General features: G+C 37.6%; 12 protein-coding genes and 4 pseudogenes. 15 read left to right on the top strand and 1 reads right to left on the bottom strand.

Translation table 11 applies throughout. From position 1 onward, the window contains the following. Positions 1 to 216: 216 nt before the first annotated feature. The 12 genes and pseudogenes from IGL15_RS08310 (at position 217) to IGL15_RS08255 (ending at position 10,491) form a co-directional block, all read left to right on the top strand. Positions 217 to 1,482, top strand: a complete 1,266-nt coding sequence (locus IGL15_RS08310) for a D-aspartate ligase (protein WP_002294441.1) — start codon at positions 217 to 219, stop codon at positions 1,480 to 1,482. 3 nt (positions 1,483 to 1,485) lie between these two features. Then, complete coding sequence (locus IGL15_RS08305) at positions 1,486 to 2,217, top strand: aspartate racemase (protein ID WP_002296517.1); 732 nt, start codon at positions 1,486 to 1,488, stop codon at positions 2,215 to 2,217. A 134-nt stretch (positions 2,218 to 2,351) separates the two neighbouring features. After that, on the top strand, positions 2,352 to 3,236 hold the full coding sequence (gene rapZ / locus IGL15_RS08300) for an RNase adapter RapZ (protein ID WP_104765395.1): 885 nt from the start codon (positions 2,352 to 2,354) through the stop codon (positions 3,234 to 3,236). Beyond that, on the top strand, positions 3,233 to 4,231 hold the full coding sequence (locus IGL15_RS08295) for a gluconeogenesis factor YvcK family protein (protein WP_002306471.1): 999 nt from the start codon (positions 3,233 to 3,235) through the stop codon (positions 4,229 to 4,231). The genes rapZ and IGL15_RS08295 overlap by 4 nt, the downstream gene beginning before the upstream one ends. A 33-nt stretch (positions 4,232 to 4,264) precedes the next feature. Then, a complete protein-coding gene (gene whiA, locus IGL15_RS08290) occupies positions 4,265 to 5,200 on the top strand; it encodes a DNA-binding protein WhiA (RefSeq protein WP_002289698.1) in 936 nt (311 codons plus the stop codon). Between the two features lie 530 nt (positions 5,201 to 5,730). Continuing rightward, positions 5,731 to 6,380, top strand: a pseudogene (locus IGL15_RS08285) (hypothetical protein). A 186-nt stretch (positions 6,381 to 6,566) separates the two neighbouring features. Then, positions 6,567 to 7,241 (top strand): DUF443 family protein, encoded by a 675-nt coding sequence (locus IGL15_RS08280; protein ID WP_104765396.1) that lies wholly within the window; start codon positions 6,567 to 6,569, stop codon positions 7,239 to 7,241. A 362-nt stretch (positions 7,242 to 7,603) separates the two neighbouring features. Further along, positions 7,604 to 7,852 (top strand): annotated as a pseudogene (locus tag IGL15_RS08275) (hypothetical protein); the annotation flags it as partial. A 36-nt stretch (positions 7,853 to 7,888) separates the two neighbouring features. Then, positions 7,889 to 8,175, top strand: a pseudogene (locus IGL15_RS08270) (hypothetical protein). Between the two features lie 596 nt (positions 8,176 to 8,771). Next, positions 8,772 to 9,031 (top strand): annotated as a pseudogene (locus IGL15_RS08265) (hypothetical protein). 112 nt (positions 9,032 to 9,143) lie between these two features. Continuing rightward, complete coding sequence (locus IGL15_RS08260; RefSeq protein WP_104765397.1) at positions 9,144 to 9,755, top strand: hypothetical protein; 612 nt, start codon at positions 9,144 to 9,146, stop codon at positions 9,753 to 9,755. Positions 9,756 to 9,933: 178 nt separating this feature from the next. After that, positions 9,934 to 10,491 carry a hypothetical protein gene (locus tag IGL15_RS08255; protein WP_104765398.1) on the top strand — a complete coding sequence of 186 codons (558 nt, stop codon included), beginning with the start codon at positions 9,934 to 9,936 and terminating at the stop codon, positions 10,489 to 10,491. 698 nt (positions 10,492 to 11,189) lie between these two features. Here the strand turns inward: IGL15_RS08255 and IGL15_RS08250 are convergent. After that, a complete protein-coding gene (locus tag IGL15_RS08250; protein WP_002306480.1) occupies positions 11,190 to 11,711 on the bottom strand; it encodes a DsbA family protein in 522 nt (173 codons plus the stop codon). 198 nt (positions 11,712 to 11,909) lie between these two features. On the opposite strand from IGL15_RS08250, the gene nifJ reads away from it, so the two are divergent. From nifJ to IGL15_RS08235, 3 genes are all read left to right on the top strand, one after another. After that, on the top strand, positions 11,910 to 15,602 hold the full coding sequence (gene nifJ, locus IGL15_RS08245; RefSeq protein ID WP_104765399.1) for a pyruvate:ferredoxin (flavodoxin) oxidoreductase: 3,693 nt from the start codon (positions 11,910 to 11,912) through the stop codon (positions 15,600 to 15,602). A 188-nt stretch (positions 15,603 to 15,790) separates the two neighbouring features. Then, entirely contained in the window at positions 15,791 to 16,678 is an 888-nt protein-coding gene (gene cdaA / locus IGL15_RS08240) for a diadenylate cyclase CdaA (RefSeq protein ID WP_002287821.1), read from the top strand. After that, on the top strand, positions 16,675 to 17,844 hold the full coding sequence (locus IGL15_RS08235) for a CdaR family protein (protein ID WP_002287822.1): 1,170 nt from the start codon (positions 16,675 to 16,677) through the stop codon (positions 17,842 to 17,844). Before cdaA ends, IGL15_RS08235 begins: the two co-directional genes overlap by 4 nt. The last annotated feature ends 3 nt before the right edge of the window (positions 17,845 to 17,847 follow it).

Genomic DNA, 17,847 nt, shown 5'->3' with positions numbered 1-17,847 from the left:
TTTTGCTTGTTTTATTAATATCAGTGTTCTAGAATCATTACATGGTAGTTCTTTCTACACTGATTGGTATAGATAAAAACTTCCTATAAGTTCAATCCGTTCAAAAAAGAATTGAGCAATCGGAGGAGTTTCCTTTGATTGCTTTTTTCTTTATGGTATGATATTCCTTGTGTAGTTGGAAAAGAAAAACAAGAGATTATAAGTAAGTGAGAGATAATGATGAACAGTATTGAAAATGAAGAATTTATCCCTATATTATTAGGAAGCGACATGAACGTTTATGGTATGGCACGTTCTTTTAATGAAGCATACGGCAAAATCTGCCAAGCATATGCTTCGGATCAGTTAGCCCCTACCCGCTACAGTAAAATTGTCAATGTAGAAGTTATTCCAGGATTTGATAAAGACCCTGTATTTATCGAGACGATGCTTCGTTTGGCAAAAGAAAGATATTCTGATAAGAGTAAAAAATATCTTTTGATTGCTTGTGGTGATGGATATGCAGAATTGATCTCCCAACATAAACAAGAGCTGTCAGAATATTTTATCTGTCCATATATTGATTATTCTTTATTTGAAAGACTGATCAATAAAGTAAGCTTTTATGAAGTTTGTGAAGAATATGATCTTCCGTATCCTAAAACATTGATCGTCAGAGAAGAAATGTTAGTAAATGGACATTTGGAACAGGAATTGCCTTTTGAATTCCCAGTTGCTTTGAAACCTGCAAACAGTGTGGAGTATCTTTCTGTCCAATTTGAAGGAAGAAAAAAAGCTTTTATTTTAGAGACTAGAGAAGAGTTCGATTTAATTTTAGGCCGGATATACGAAGCCGGTTATAAAAGTGAAATGATTGTACAAGATTTTATCCCGGGTGATGATAGTAATATGCGTGTGCTAAATGCGTATGTAGATGAAGATCATCAAGTTCGGATGATGTGCCTTGGTCATCCACTGTTAGAAGATCCTACACCAGCATCGATTGGTAATTACGTTGTGATCATGCCAGATTATAACGAAAAAATCTATCAAACCATTAAGGCATTTTTGGAAAAAATCGAATATACAGGCTTTGCCAATTTCGATATGAAGTATGATCCTAGAGATGGAGAATATAAATTATTTGAAATCAATTTGAGACAAGGTCGTAGCAGTTTCTTTGTGACATTGAACGGCTTGAATCTGGCTCGTTTTGTCACAGAAGATCGAGTGTTCAACAAACCCTTTGTTGAAACGACCTATGGAACGAATCAATCAGATAAAGCAAGATTATGGATGGGTGTGCCCAAAAAAATCTTTTTAGAATATGCTCGGGAAAATGAAGACAAAAAACTAGCTGAGCAAATGATCAAAGAAAATCGTTACGGTACTACTGTATTTTATGAAAAAGACCGATCAATCAAGCGCTGGTTGTTGATGAAATATATGTTCCATAACTATATTCCAAGATTCAAAAAGTATTTTCATGTGAAAGAAGGCTAGTTCATGGAGAATTTTTTCAGTATTTTAGGCGGAATGGGCACGATGGCGACAGAAAGTTTTGTTCGCTTGATCAACCACCGAACGAAAGCTACAAAAGATCAAGAATATTTGAATTATGTCTTATTCAATCATGCAACAGTTCCTGATCGTACAGCTTATATTTTAGATCGATCAGAAGAAAATCCAATGCCGTTTCTGCTGGATGATATTGAGAAACAAAATTTATTGCGACCAAACTTCATTGTGTTGACTTGTAACACCGCACACTACTTTTTTGAAGAGTTACAAGCGGCAACGGATATTCCTATCTTGCATATGCCAAGAGAAGCAGCAAATGAACTTGTCCGTCAGCATACGACAGGGAGAGTAGCGATTCTAGGAACAGAAGGAAGTATGAAAGCTGGAATCTATGAACGCGAAGTCAAAAATCTTGGTTTCGAAACAGTGATTCCTGATACTGCGCTTCAAGAAAAAATCAATTACCTGATCTATCATGAGATCAAGGAATCGGATTATTTGAATCAAGAGCTCTATTACGAAATCTTAGAGGAAGCGGTAGAGCGCCTAAACTGTGAAAAAGTCATCCTAGGTTGCACAGAATTATCTTTGATGCATGAATTTGCTGAAGATAATCATTACCCAGTGATCGATGCTCAATCTATTTTAGCGGATCGAACGATCGAACGTGCATTAGCTGAAAGAAGCGAGGCATTGGATACAGCATCGGAAAAGTAAAAAAATTGGATTTGGGGCAAATATCCTAAAAGATATTTGGTCCAAATCTTTTTGTAAAAGAAAAAGAAAACTGGTAATGATACGCCCGGGATGATATAATTTTATTATGCACAATGTGAGAGGGGTTCGTAAATATGACAGGTAATTTGCAATTAGTCATCATAACAGGTATGAGTGGTGCAGGGAAAACAGTAGCTATCCAAAGTTTTGAAGATATGGGCTATTTTTGTATCGATAATATGCCGCCTCGATTGATTCCAAAATTCTGGGAATTGATCAAAGAATCAGGTAAAGTCACAAAAATGGCTTTAGGAGTGGATTTGCGTTCTCGTTCCTTCTTTGAAGAAATCCAAAACATGCTGATCGAAATCGAAAATACGAACTTCATCGACACTTCTATCTTATTTTTAGATGCTTCAGACGAAGAACTAGTGGCTCGCTACAAAGAAACAAGACGAGCACATCCAATGGCGATGGACGGTTTGATCACTGAAGGGATACGTAAAGAACGGGCGATACTAGACGACTTGAAAGCCCAAGCTTCCGTGATCATTGATACGACAACATTGACACCACGACAATTACGTGAAAAAATCAATGAGTCATTCAAATCAAAGGGAGACCAAGGATTTCGGATCGAATTTGTATCATTTGGTTTTAAATACGGGTTGCCGATCGATTCGGATATTGTGATGGATGTGCGTTTTTTGCCCAACCCTCATTATATCCCGGAACTAAGACCATTGACCGGAAAAGATCAGCCAGTCTATGATTATGTGATGTCCTTTGATGAAACGCAATCATTCTACCATAAATTTTTGGATCTTCTGGAAACTGTATTGCCTGGATACATTAAAGAAGGAAAAAGCAGCTTGACAGTTGCAATCGGCTGTACAGGCGGTCAACACCGTTCTGTGGCATTGACTGAACGTTTGGCAAATGCTTTAGGGAAAAACTATAAAGTCAATGTGACACATCGGGACAAGGATAAAAGGAAAGAGACGGTGAACCGGTCGTGAAAATGAAAACCTACCGGATAAGAAAACCAAAGATCGTAGTGGTCGGCGGTGGCACTGGTCTGCCAGTTATCCTGAAAAGTTTACGAAATCAAGGAGCAGATATCACAGCAGTAGTGACTGTTGCAGATGATGGTGGAAGCAGCGGTGCAATCAGAGAATCGATCGCTATGGCTCCTCCTGGTGACTTGAGAAATGTCTTAGTGGCGTTATCGGATATGCCACAATTCTATGAAGATATTTTCCAATACCGTTTCAAAAAGGAAGATCAGTTTTTAGCCAATCATACGATCGGTAATCTGATCATTGCCGCAGTTTCCGAGATGCGGGGAAGCACTTATGAGGCGATTCAATTATTAGCAAAAATGATGCATGTAGATGGACATGTTTATCCTTCTTCAGAAACTCCTTTGACCTTGCATGCTGTTTTTAAAGACGGAACGACTGCAGTAGGAGAATCTAAAATCGCGATCGACCGTAAAACCATTGACCGTGTGTATGTCTGCAACACAAATGATAAAAGTGAAGCCAAAGCGGCTCGAAAAGTCGTTTCAGCAATTATGGACGCCGACATGGTCGTTTTGGGACCCGGAAGTTTATTCACCAGTATCCTTCCAAATTTAGTGATACCAGAAATCGGCGAAGCAATGCTCAAGACAACTGCTGAAACCGTCTATATCTGTAATATCATGACTCAAAAAGGGGAAACGGAACATTTCACAGATGCCGATCATATACGTGTTTTACACAAGCATTTGAATCAGCCTTTTATCGATACAGTATTGGTCAATACGGAAAAAGTGCCTGAAGATTATATGGACCCAGAGATCTATGATGAGTATCTAGTACAAGTCGCACACGACTTCAACGGATTGAGAAATGAAGGATGTCGAGTGATTTCCACCGACTTTTTAGAATTGAAAGATGGTGGTGTCTTCCACGATGGAGACAAAGTAGTAGAAGAATTGTTCCGTTTAGTTTTCGGTTCAAAATATTAAGCAATTTATTGTTGGAGAAAGGAGGAGAATAGGATGTCATTTGCTGCAGATGTGAAGAAAGAACTAACTGGTTTGGAAGTTCATCGAGAACATGCGAAAGCGGAATTAGCTGCTTTGCTGCGAATGAACGGCTCTTTAGGTATTGTGAACCAGCAGTTTATTTTGAACGTCCAAACAGAAAATGCTGCAATTGCCAGACGTATCTATTCTCTTTTGAAAGATCATTATCAGGTACGAAGTGAGCTACTCGTTCGTAAAAAAATGAAATTAAAAAAGAACAATGTCTATATCGTCCGGTTGAAGCAAGGCACAAAAGATGTGTTGATGGATCTTGATATCATGGATGGTATGATGTTCAATGGACACGTTTCGGACGAGATTATGGGAAATTCGCAAAAAATGCGTTCTTACTTACGTGGTGCTTTTATGGCCTCAGGTTCAGTCAATAATCCGGAAACGAGCCGTTATCATTTGGAAATATTTTCTATTTATGAACAGCATAACCAAGACATTTGCGATATGTTAAATTATTACGGTCTACATGCTCGAACGCTTGAACGGCGCAATGGCTATATTTCGTATTTAAAAGGAGCAGAAAAAATTGCTGATTTCTTAACATTGATTGGTGCAACCAACTCAATGCTCCGATTTGAAGATGTTCGAATCGTACGGGATATGAGAAATTCGGTCAATCGTCTAGTCAATTGTGAGACAGCAAATCTGAACAAGACGATTGATGCGGCTTCTAAACAAATCGAAAACATCGAATTGATCGAAGCAAAGGTCGGTCTACATGCCCTTCCTGAAAAACTTCAGGAAATCGCAGAACTTCGGCTTCAACATCCAGAGGTCAGCTTGAAAGAATTAGGGGAAATGATTCCCTCAGGTGCAATATCAAAATCGGGAATTAATCACCGAATTCGCAAAATAAATGAATTTGCGGAAAAACTGCGTGAAGAAGCAGTTTAATCCAAAGAAAAAACTGATACATGAAGCAGGAGATGCGAATGTATCAGTTTTTTTTTAAAAGCTATACTTACTTTTCTTCCGTCAAACTATAATTCCAACTTTACTGGAGTAACATAATTTTGAAAGGCTTCTATTGTTTTTTAATACAATCGTATAAAAAGCGGGGAGACAACTGAATGAAGATTTTAGTTTTATACATAAACTTTTGCTTAATATAGAAGTCCTGATATAGATAGGATCAAGTATTTATCTATAACTGGAGATTAATTAAAAACTGGAAGGAACTGCTCGATCAACCTTGAGAACTGTTTTTCTTACTTCTGGTCAAGATTCTCGTGGTTGGTTGATAAGTTCATTGGATTAGCTAGTCGAAAACAACCAGGTGTAATTAATGTAGAAGTTTTAACAAGGGGATGGAGTGATTTATTCAGTGATAATCATAAGTTCATAAATAGTAATTGGGATGTATGGTTGGTATACGTTATACCTGAACTTGAACTATCAAGATTTGGTTTAGAATTTGAGAATCGATGTTTGTAAAGGGAGGGCAAAAAGTGTGCTTTTTTACAACTTTTACTATCATTATGATTGCAGTACTTTTTATTTTTCTAGATATAGTAAAGCGAAATACAGCATTTTTATTATATCGGGTTTTACTTCGAGCAGGTCTCATAACATTTATATCGATCGTTGGATTTTTCTATTCACAGTTATTGTATTTATTTGGAGAACTACAGCACCACCATTGCCAGAGATTACATATGCAGAATTTCCGTTTAGTCTTGAATATGAAATAGATGAGGAAAGAATTTTGATTGAAGATACGGTGATTGCAGAATTTATAGGAAGTTTTAGAGGGAATGTGACAACTCAACCTAGACGAAGTTGGAGTATAAAACTTTTAAATAATAGTGGAGAGTTGAAAGCATTTCATTATGAATTCTTAATAATAGAAAGTGAAGATGTAACAATCACTTTAAGTAGTGGCTCTGCTGGATATTTTATGAATGATGGTGGAAGCAAGCCACAGCTCACAGTCCGTGATCGTATTGCAGGTTTTATGCATTTTTCTCACTATGACTTAGAAGAAGCTCGTAAAATACTTGCAGAATATGGGATCACATTAATCAATTGGGAATATGCGCCACCGATAAGAAATTTTTTCAATGATTATTATTAGTCTTATAAAAAACAGAATGTAAAATTTATGTGCGCGAGTATTTAGTTTTCCATTTTTTGTTTGATAGATATATAGCATTGTTGAAGCATGGGATAGGGGCATCAATTTTATCAATGAGGTTGGTCAGGCAGTTAACATAATTGGTGATGCTATAAATCCATTTAATTGGAATTGGGGGAATTAGGTGTGGAAACAGTGAGATTATGGATATTCATGAAAAATTTTCGTTCGGCTTTGAGATATGTTATTCTGGAATCAAAATCAGGTTATTATCTGATTGACACAGATCACTATACTTTTTGGGGAGGCTACCTTTTTCCGATTTTTAATTGGATAATCCCCCATAAGGTTATGAAAATTAACTTGCCTGCAGAAGAAATAAATAGATTAATACTCAACAAAGATTTACAAAGGAAAAGAGAGAAAGAACATTCTAATGTTGCTTGGATAGGTCCAGCATTTGCGGTAGTGACTTCTTCAATTGTCGGTCCTATCCTAGAGAGTATTTATAGTGATTTTTCTATTGAGATTCGTTATTTATTTGTTACTTTAAGTATAGCTGTTCTTTTGTGCATAAAGGGTTATGTTAGCAAGAAGAATAAAGATATTTTAACACTAATCGGTGTAAACAATTTGTCTAGTACTAAAATTATACTGTTTCCTGAATCTATAAAAGAAGGATCAAGGTTGTTGATAATTTTTATAATGCTTATACTGTTTTCTGTTTCTTCTATGGTGGCGTTTATAGTTTCAAATAATTGGTTTATTCTGGCAGGCGTAATGCTTTTTTCTAGTTTCTATTTATTTAGTAATGCTCTATTAGCACAGCGAGGGAAATATAAGTTTAAAATATTAGATTAAATATTATTTTTAGAGGGGATAAATATAAAATGAAAAGAGGTTATTTATAATGGAAAAAGTATTACCAATTAAGAGTTACTGTATTCCAAGGCTTTTCATCATAGAATTTCAAAAGTAAAGGCATATGTTTCACAAATAGTGTCTATCCTGGCTAGATAATTCTTCTACTATCTGCTTTAATTTCAGTAGACTTTCCGGCAAGATATTTGCTAATGAGATGAATAGAGATTACAACCCGCCTATAACCGCTTAAAACAAGCTTTTTTAAAGTATAGTTAGCAAGTCGTATTCATATGGTCAAAGAGGAGGACTTATGAACTTTGAATTCATTCCGTGTGAACAGAACAGTAGGGGGAAGTAAAATGAAAGAAAAGCCTATAAATAAATGGTCATTGTATAAAAATTCAATGTTTGGAGTTGTTATCTTTGGTGTTTGTGCTGGATTATTCCTTTTCATATTATTACAAACGGTGACTCTTTTCTCTTCTAATCCTACTTATGGATGGAGAGACAGTATAGCCTTAGGGATGTTTGCGGGAGGATATGGCTTCTTATTGTTGTTCTCAATTCTCACACTAAGTCCAATCCATGGACTCATTCAACTTTGGAAGCAAGAACGAGCCTTAAACTTTTCGTTCTCGGAAGAAATGGAAAAACACAACATAACAGGCAGTATGGCAGTATGTATGTGGATGATCAATGGTTTATCAGCACTGATGAGGTAAAAATAGTTGCCATTAGGAGAGATTACCTGCAGAAAATTCATAAAATAAAAGATCCTAATGGGAAAAAGGCAAGGTTAATTATAACTTTGATAACATCTAATGGTAAGAAGTTAAAACTTGCAGGATCATATGATAATGTTAAAAAGTTCGAACATTGGTATCTGCAAAAAGACAGCATTAGTCTTAATAAACAATTTGAAAAAAATTAATCAAAGTCATCGGCAACACGAATAATTTGACATCTTGATATTGTGATATAAGCAAAAACGGCATTTCTGAGACCGAACAGCATAAAAAATTTAAATGTTGGAATTTATATAAGCAAAACCCAAGAAGCTAGATGCGATAGAGCATTTAATTTCTTGGGGTTTTGCTTGGGAATCAGCATATCAATTAAAATGATCATCTTGGTATTTCAAAAGTGGGTACGATTACAAATAGTTGGAGCAAAATAGTGGGTAAAATTACCATTCTAGTGTCTGTCTTGCCTCTTTTTCGTCAATCACAAAGAGACGAGATTCATAGGAAAAATCGATACAGGGTATGATTTCAATGATATTATGACCAATTACAAAATAGATTGATAAAGCATTTTTTGCATTTTTATAATAGTTTATTGATAATAATGTATGAGATACAGTATAATGATTTAAAAGGTAATGTGTTGTGACCGAATTAAATGAACTAATGCCTATTTTTTATATTCCTTAGTGGACAAAAATGGAGACAGTGAAGTTAGGAGCATTGTATCCTTTGTTGCGTAGTTCAAAAAAGTAAGCGATTTCTATAATGGTCAGGGTAAACGGTGAGGGCTGTCCACGTAAATCCTACTATTGAAATCACAATGATCGGACATTCAAAAGGTGGTGCTGAAGCAGCAAATGCAGTAGCTATAAATACGAATGCGATTATATTTAATCCAGCGACAGTAAATTTATCTGCTTATGAATTAGACTCAAACACATATACAGCAAACATGGTAGCTTATGTTGTCGAAGGAGATGCATTAAATAATTTTTTCGGTGGAATAAGTAGTCCGATTGGAGAGTTAATCATGTTAGATAGACAATATGATGCACCTTAGTGGAGAATGATATCTCGCATAGGTAACTCAGTAAAAAATCAAGGTATGGAAGCAATTATGTCTGCATTGGAAGATCGATATAGATAGGCGGATATGAATAGTAATAGGGGGAATAAAATGGAATACAATGGATCAATGAGAATTGTACAAATTATATTTTGGATTGCATCGGGAATTGTGATTATAGGAGGAGTGTTTTTGATGTTACCAAGCTTAATATTTCCTTTCTTTGCATTAATCTCGCCTAAAATACCCGAACCGGAAATCACCTATGGAGAATTTCCATTTAGGATTGAATACGAATTAGATGGACAGCTTAACATAATTGAAGATACTGTCATAGCTGAGTTTAACGGATGTGAGTTCAGCGCAGGTTCTATGAAAAGAGAACGAAGATGGAGAAGTAGATTAGCTAGTGGTAGAGAAGATCTACCTTTTGGGGACGATCTAGGAATCTATTTTAGTCGAGGAAGTGCGCAATATTATATGGGGGAAAATGTACAATCAATGTCATTAAAACCACATATAGCCCTTAGAAATCTCGAGGAAGGTTTTAGAAGAGAGGTAGACTTTATATTAGGAGAAAGTGGATACATAAGAACTGTACTTAATTTCGGAGAAGCGCAAGAAGTTTTGACACAATACGGAATTACCTTAATCAACTGGGAAATATCTGAACCGATTGTTAACAATTTTGGTGATTAGAAAACAATTACGATAAATAGAAACAAGCCAAATCATCAGCAAGTAAAAGCTGATGATTTGGCCTTTCTTATACGAGTAGTAGGAATTCATAGCGAATATTATTACGACCAGTAGATATTTTGATATTAAAGGAGTATTACGAACTAATATGTGAGAATGTAGAGGTGATGTGCGAATAATGAGAAATTTATCAAATAGAAACAAAATATTAATCATTATTGTTGTTATAGCTGAGTTTCATCTGGGAACGAATGCGGTTTTAAGTAGAATAATATTGGGTCCTAAGCCACCAAGACCAGAAATTACCCGAGGGGAGTTTGATTTTAGATTAGAATATGAAGTAGATGGGGAAAGGATTGTGATAGAAGATACAATTGTTGCATTATTTGATGGATTTTCTGCAGATGCAGGTAGCATGGCATGGTATCGCACGTGGCGTCTACATTTAGCAAGTGATAGACGATCACGAAATATCTTATTAGATGAATTAGAGGATGGTCGAAGAATATATTATGTCCCAGAAAGTGCTAACTATTTTATGGGAGATGTACAGAAAGAAAGAGAGCCTAATCCTAATTGGTATCCATTTAATGGCGTAACAATAGAATATCCACGCAATAAAACACCTGAAATAGGTGCAAAATTTATAAGTGGTTTAGAAGATCTGTACGATAGGTTTGGAATCCGTCTTGTTAGTTGGGAACACGATCCACCAATAGAAAATCGTTTTGAATAATCGAAATCTACTAATCCATTTCATCAGCCAGTGAATGTTGTAATGGAACAATTTGGTTTAGTGTTCAAAACCATTGAAATACTAGGCTGTGATCAGCAAAAATGAATCTGAATAAAAAAGAGAGCAACTATTAGATGAGAGGAGTTAAGAGTTGTTAGCTTTATACGAATCAAAGTGGCAAATATAGATGCGTATGCATTTGTGTTTGCCATCTTGCATTTGGTAGACGAGATAGGTATAAGCTAAAGAAACAACTTGTTTAAAATAAACGACCTAGCTCAACAAACGACCATCTAATCAACTAACAGCATACATAAAAGCAACTATTTTTGAAGTAGAATTGAAATCGGGATAACTTAAAAAGTGATTGGGATACTAGTGAGAATCACCGTACATAAATATTACTCGTTAAGGGAAATTGAGAAATTTTGTATGAAAATTTAAGAATTAGATAGTATGCGCAAGTCAAAAATATGAATAAATTATTTGGTGAAGATAATTTGCTCAGCTTGTCATAAGAAATGAGATAATCTGGCAGATGCAAGCTTTTGGACACCATTTATTCGGAATAAGGAGGCTGGGACAGAAGCGTTTAACTCCAAGAAATAAGAAGGAGTTGCTTCTGCTTCCGCCGTTTATACGTGTTTAGAGCGTGAGACAAAATTGTTCTTTACTTTTGTCCCACGCTCCTTATTTTTTTATTTTGTTTGGATCAATTCTTTTAATTCCTCTATTGAAATAGATTCATCAAAGATTTCTTTACCCAAGATGACAGTCGGAACAAATCGAATATGTGCTTGCTCAGCTTCGTTGATAACAGCTTGGCTCAGCTGTTCGTCTTTTTGTTCTGTCAGCTTTAGTTTATCTACTGCAAAATCCGCTACTTCTTGGAGAGAAAGATGTTTCCACTCGTCTTGAGTATCGAATATTTGTTTGATCTCTTTGATCGCTTTTTGACCATCGCTGATTGTGAGATACCGGTGCATCACGTTTCCTCGCTGCAAGCTTTCTTTTTCTTTATCGAACAATTTGATCACTCGCTGCAATTGCCCGCTTTGGACTGCTTCTTCTAATAGATCATAAGATTCTTCAAACCATTGTCGGCAATACGGACAAGCTAAGTTGATGAATTCGACCATTTTTTTAGGAGCATTCGATGAACCATAAAGGATTCCTTTTTGTGTATTTGTTTTCGTTGCATCAATCACTGATATATCCATGTTAAAACACCTCTTTCGCTTATAGTTTATACATGTCTGACAAAAAAAGGCAACGATTTAGACTGTTTGTCTAAAAATTAGATGACCAATTCAAATAGATATATGTAAAATATTTTTATAAATAAAAGAAAAAAATGGAATGTTTTACGTTATAATGGAACAGATAATAAGAGAGAATATGAACAAGGATGATGAATCATGCGAAAAATGAAAACAATGGATGGCAATACGGCAGCCGCATATATTTCTTATGCATTTACCGAGATTGCTGCAATATATCCAATAACACCCAGTTCGACCATGGCTGAATTAGTAGATCAATGGTCAGCAGCAGGAAAAGAAAATGTATTCGGTCAACCAGTAAAAGTAGTAGAAATGCAATCCGAAGCAGGAGCAGCTGGTGTGGTCCATGGATCATTGAAAACTGGTGCACTGACAACTACATATACCGCTTCACAAGGGCTGCTTTTGATGATACCGAATATGTACAAGATTGCTGGGGAACTACTGCCAAGTGTTTTCCACGTTGCTAGTCGGGCAGTGACGACAAATGCGTTGAATATTTTCGGAGATCACGGAGACGTGATGGCTGCAAGACAAACAGGATTTGCTATGTTAGCTGAAAGCAGTGTACAAGAAGTGATGGATTTAGCACCTGTTGCCCATCTTGCTTCTATTGAAGGAGAAGTCCCTTTTTTGAATTTCTTTGATGGATTCCGTACGAGTCACGAGATTCAAAAAATCGAAGTTTTGGAATATGAAGAATTAGCTCCTCTGATCAATCAGGAGAAATTAGCTTCATTTCGTAAACGAGGGATGAATCCCAATCATCCGACTGTTAGTGGTACGAACCAGAATCCAGACATCCATTTTCAACAACGTGAAACGATCAACCCCTATTATGATAAATTACCTGAAATCGTTCAAAAATATATGAAAGAGATCAACCGATTACGAGGAACTTCTTATGACTTGGTGACTTATTACGGAGCAGACGATGCGGAAGAAGTCATTGTTTCTATGGGATCAGTTGCACAGACGATTGAACAAACGATTGATTACTTGAATGCAAACGGACGGAAAACAGGTTTTTTGAATATCCATCTTTATCGTCCTTTTCCAGTGGAAACATTCGTGCAAAAGTTGCCTCATACAGTAAAAACAATTGCTGTTCTTGATCGAAGTAAAGAACCAGGGGCAGGTGGAGAACCTCTCTTATTAGACGTTCAAAGTGCGTTATATGATTCTGAACTTCGCCTGGCTGCTATTGGTGGTCGCTACGGATTGGGGTCTAAAGATGTGACTCCCGACCAAATCTCAGCAGTTTTTGATGAATTGCAAAAAGACCCAAGCATACGCAAAAAACGTTTCACCATAGGGATCGTTGATGATGTGACTTATCAATCTTTGGAACCAAAGGAAAGTCTGGATTTGACAGAACCGCAAACATTCCAGGCCAAGTTTTGGGGGTTTGGATCTGACGGAACAGTCGGAGCAAATAAATCAGCTATCAAGATTATTGGAGATCACACCGATAAATATGCGCAAGGCTATTTTTATTATGATTCGAAAAAATCTGGCGGTCTAACTGTCTCTCATCTTCGTTTTGGAGATACGCCGATACGTTCTGCGTATCTTGTCGAGCATGCGGACCTTGTTGCCTGTCACACACCAGCTTACCTGCATAGCTATGACTTGGTCAAAGGATTGAAGCCAGGTGGCATTTTTTTATTGAATACTCTTTGGAGCGACGAACAATTAGAAACGCATCTGCCCTTAAAATTAAAACGTTACTTGGCTGAAAATAACATTAGATTCTATACGATCAATGCCATGAGATTGGCCCAAGAAGTCGGTTTGGGACGCCGGATCAATACGGCAATGGAAACGGCTTTTTTTAAATTAGCTGACATCATTCCTTTTGATGAGGTGATTCCGCTGCTAAAAGAAGAAGCCCTGAAAAGCTATGGACATAAATCAATGGCTATCGTAGAAAAAAACATACAAGCAATCGATCGGACGACCGAACTGCTTCATCAAGTCGCGATCCCAGACCATTGGAGAACGTTGGAGATGCCTGAAAAAATCAATAAAAGGAACACTGGTTATGTACAAGAAATACTTGAACCAGTGAATGCACAGGAAGGAAATCAACTCTCTGTTGGTACACTTGTAGCAAATGGAATGACAACTGGCGAAATGCCTTTAGGAACGGCTTCTATGGAAAAGCGGGGCGTCGCTTTAGAAGTACCTGAGTGGATTAGTGATCGCTGTACGATGTGTAATGAATGTGCCTTTGTTTGTCCTCATGCTGCCATCCGTCCATTTTTAGCAGATGAAGAGGAAATGGAAGAAGCGCCAGAAGGATTTATCGTGAGAGAAATGCGAGGCGCAGACGGCGTAAAATACCGTATCCAAGTTTCAGTGGAAGACTGTACAGGTTGTGGTCTGTGTGTAGAGGCTTGTCCCGCAAAAGAAAAAGCTTTAGTGATGAAGCCTTATGAAGAACAGAAAGAACAAGCTGTGAATTGGGCTTTTGCAATGACATTAAGACAAAAAGCAAATCCAGTCAAAGGAAAGAATACTGTCTTGTCTACACAATTCAATCAACCGCTTCTTGAATTCTCGGGCGCTTGCTCAGGCTGTGGCGAAACACCTTATGTAAAATTATTGACACAAATGTTCGGTGATCGAATGATGATCGCGAATGCGACAGGCTGTTCTTCTATTTGGGGCGGTGCTTCTCCTGCTTCTCCTTATACGACAAATGAATGTGGTCAAGGGCCTGCATGGTCAAATTCTTTATTGGAAGATAATGCTGAATTTGGTTATGGTATGCTTCTAGCGGCACAGACTCGTCGCGAGGCTTTGGCAAGTTCAATCAAAGAAGTATTGCCAAAAGTATCAGAAGAACTACGAGAATTGATGGAAGACTGGTTGGTACACATGTTTGAGAGTGAAGGAACGCAGCAAAGAGCAGCAAAACTGCAAGCTGCGATCGAAAGCGAACGATCAATTGTCCCTGAACTGGAGGATATATACAAGAGAAAGGATCTATTCGTAAAAAACAGCCAATGGATGATTGGTGGAGACGGATGGGCTTACGACATTGGTTTTGGCGGGATCGATCATGTACTTGCCAGCGGAGCAGACGTGAATATTCTTGTTTTGGATAACGAAGTCTATTCCAATACTGGCGGTCAAACCTCAAAAGCAACACCAGCTTCGGCAATCGCTAAATTTTCGGCTAGTGGAAAGTATGCTTCAAAGAAAGATCTAGGAATGATGGCGATGACATATGGAAATGTTTATGTGGCGCAAATTGCTTCAGGTGCCAATCAAATGCAGACGATAAAGGCTTTTGAAGAAGCAGAAAAGTATCCTGGACCTTCTTTAATCATTGCCTATACGCCTTGTATCACACATGGTTTGCTTGGTGGAATGAAAGAATCGCTTAAAGAAGCAAAAGAAGCTGTTTCTTCTGGCTATTGGTCATTATATCGATATAACCCTGCAATGGTCGAAAAAAACAAGAACCCAATGACTTTGGACTACAAAAAACCTGATTTCTCTGCTATGCCTGATTTCATGAGGAAACAAGTTCGCTTTTCCTCGCTAGAGAACGCAAATCCAAATCTTGCAAAAGCTTTATTTGAAAAGACTGTCCAAGACGCTAAAACACGTTTTTACAACTATGCTGCACTGACGGGAGAATTAGAAAAAATCAAGAAACGACTTGAACCAGAGGAATCTATCGATGTACCCGTTAAGACTAGAAAAGAAAAAACGACGGACCTTGAAGCAGAAGAAAGAAGAGCTGCTAGAAGAGCTGCCAGAGCAGAACGACGTAAAAAAATGGAACAAGCTACAAAAGAAAAAAAGGAAAAATAACAGAAAAAATATAATGAATAATTCTCTGAAGTTTAAAAATATTTATTGCAGAGAAAAATAAAACGCATACTTGCAATTTTCCTGAAAATTATGCGTTTTTCTCAAGAAAAATACGAGCAGATCAGCCTCTAAAATTAAAACATATGATATACTAGAGAGGAAATCTCAAAAGAGAAGAGAGGCTTTTTATGTCATTTCAAATCGGGGAACTTTTTAATTTGGACTATTGGCAGCAAATGTTTTCCGGTGACTTGTTCTCTCTGAATTTTTTGGTGAACATACTTGATATTCTGGTTGTCTGGTATCTTGTATACAAACTGATCCAACTGCTGCGAGGCACAAAAGCGATTCAGCTTCTGAAAGGTGTAGCTATTTTTATTGTTATCCGAATCGTAGCGGAAATCATTGGTCTGCACACCTTGTCTTGGCTGATGAACCAAGTCATTACGTACGGGGTGATAGCTGCTATCGTGATTTTTCAGCCGGAAATCCGGAGAGGACTGGAACATCTTGGACGCAGTTCGCTTTTCAAACAATCAAAAAGCGAACAGCAGGAAGATGAGAAGATGATCTTGTCTTTTGACAAAGCCATCCAATATATGTCCAAGCGAAAAATCGGTGCGTTGATCACTATCGAACGGCATACTGGATTAGATGAGTATATTGAGACAGGAATTGCATTAGATGCAGATATCACTGGAGAGCTGCTGATCAATATCTTTATTCCTAATACACCGCTGCATGACGGTGCAGTTATTGTAAAAGAAGGAAAGATCGCAGTAGCAAGCGCCTATCTTCCTCTATCAGAAAGTATGTTGATTCCAAAAGAATTCGGGACTCGACACCGGGCAGCTGTCGGTATAAGCGAAGTCAGCGACGCGATTACCATCGTTGTCTCTGAAGAAACTGGGGATGTCAGCATTACATTAGATAATGAACTGATGGCTGGCTTATCCCAGCAAGAATATTTGGCAATTTTGCGTAGAGAACTGATTGCTGAAGAGAAAACAAAAAACAAGAAAAACGTGATTCAATCTTTCCTAGACGGTATGACTAAGGGAGGGGATCGCAAATGATCTCAAAAGAGAAACGGACAAGCATTCTTTACAGTTTTATTGCATTGCTGTTCAGTATTGCGCTGTACTTCAATGCAAATGGCCAGTCCGTTCCAAATACGCTTTCTGGAAATGAAGCGTATAATCAAACAGTTACTGGGGTGCCGATCAAGATTTCTTATGATTCAAAGCGCTACTATATCCATGGATATGAAAATGCAGTGACTGTCAAACTTTCCAGTGCAAACCGAGTTCAGTTGAATGCAGAGGCAAACGAAGATACACGGATGTTCCGCGTCACAGCAGATATCACTAAGCTGGGCGAAGGAACACATGAGGTTCCGCTAAAAATTCAAAATTTGAGCAGTGCTGTCACAGCAAAGATCGAACCATCGACTATTACAGTAACGGTTGAGAAAAAGGTAATAAAAGATTTCGATGTGGAAACGTTGATTCCTTCAACGTTCACACCATCTGGATATGAACTTGATGATACTTCCGTTAGTCCTAAAAAAGTCTCTATCACTACAGGTGACAAAACATTGGCAGAAATCAAACGAGTAGTAGCTGATGTGGACGCTTCGATGGTCACAGATGATGGGATTAATAGTGAGGTCCCAATACAGGCGCTGAATGCAGCAGGGGAAGTATTAAGTATCGTCTCTGATCCAGTGCAAGTAACAGTGAGAGCTGATTCGATCAAGCCAAGCAAGTCGGTACGACTTTATGGGATACAGCAAGGAACACCTGCTGCCGGGGTAGAAAGCTATGATTTCAGTTTTTCAAAACTGGAAGCAGAAGTAAGCGGCTCTAGCGATTTGCTTGCATCGATCGGTGACAGTATTGCTGTACCGATCAATGTCTCAGGTATCAATCATCGAACAACTCGTAAAATTGAAATACCAGTAGAAGAGGGGTTAAGTATCAAGCCCGAATCAGTTAGTGTGGAGATTACACCCGTGTTGCAAACGTCAAGCAGTAGCTCTGCTTCGACGAGCAGTCGGACACAAGAAAATACAAGTACGAGTAGAAGTATTTCATCTGCTGATTCAGGAACGGAACCATCGACAACAACCATTTCTTCCAGTTCGGAATCTGGGACAAGCAGCTCGACCACAAGTACAGAAGAAACATCAGAAACAAGCGAATCAACACAAATGAGCAGAACAAATTCCTCAGAAAATTAAGTT

The organism is Enterococcus sp. DIV0436a, assembly GCF_051711605.1.
Taxonomy (GTDB): domain Bacteria; phylum Bacillota; class Bacilli; order Lactobacillales; family Enterococcaceae; genus Enterococcus_B; species Enterococcus_B faecium.
This window is presented reverse-complemented; position numbering and strand designations above follow the sequence as displayed.

What these genes read in the sequence shown, in the direction of transcription:
- rapZ (WP_104765395.1), top strand. Translation starts at nt 2,352, where the DNA reads ATGACAGGTAATTTGCAATTAGTCATCATAACAGGTATGAGTGGTGCA.
- IGL15_RS08305 (WP_002296517.1), top strand. Translation starts at nt 1,486, where the DNA reads ATGGAGAATTTTTTCAGTATTTTAGGCGGAATGGGCACGATGGCGACA.
- IGL15_RS08260 (WP_104765397.1), top strand. Translation starts at nt 9,144, where the DNA reads ATGAATAGTAATAGGGGGAATAAAATGGAATACAATGGATCAATGAGA.
- IGL15_RS08310 (WP_002294441.1), top strand. Translation starts at nt 217, where the DNA reads ATGATGAACAGTATTGAAAATGAAGAATTTATCCCTATATTATTAGGA.
- IGL15_RS08235 (WP_002287822.1), top strand. Translation starts at nt 16,675, where the DNA reads ATGATCTCAAAAGAGAAACGGACAAGCATTCTTTACAGTTTTATTGCA.
- whiA (WP_002289698.1), top strand. Translation starts at nt 4,265, where the DNA reads ATGTCATTTGCTGCAGATGTGAAGAAAGAACTAACTGGTTTGGAAGTT.
- nifJ (WP_104765399.1), top strand. Translation starts at nt 11,910, where the DNA reads ATGCGAAAAATGAAAACAATGGATGGCAATACGGCAGCCGCATATATT.
- IGL15_RS08255 (WP_104765398.1), top strand. Translation starts at nt 9,934, where the DNA reads ATGAGAAATTTATCAAATAGAAACAAAATATTAATCATTATTGTTGTT.
- IGL15_RS08250 (WP_002306480.1), bottom strand. Translation starts at nt 11,711, where the DNA reads ATGGATATATCAGTGATTGATGCAACGAAAACAAATACACAAAAAGGA.
- cdaA (WP_002287821.1), top strand. Translation starts at nt 15,791, where the DNA reads ATGTCATTTCAAATCGGGGAACTTTTTAATTTGGACTATTGGCAGCAA.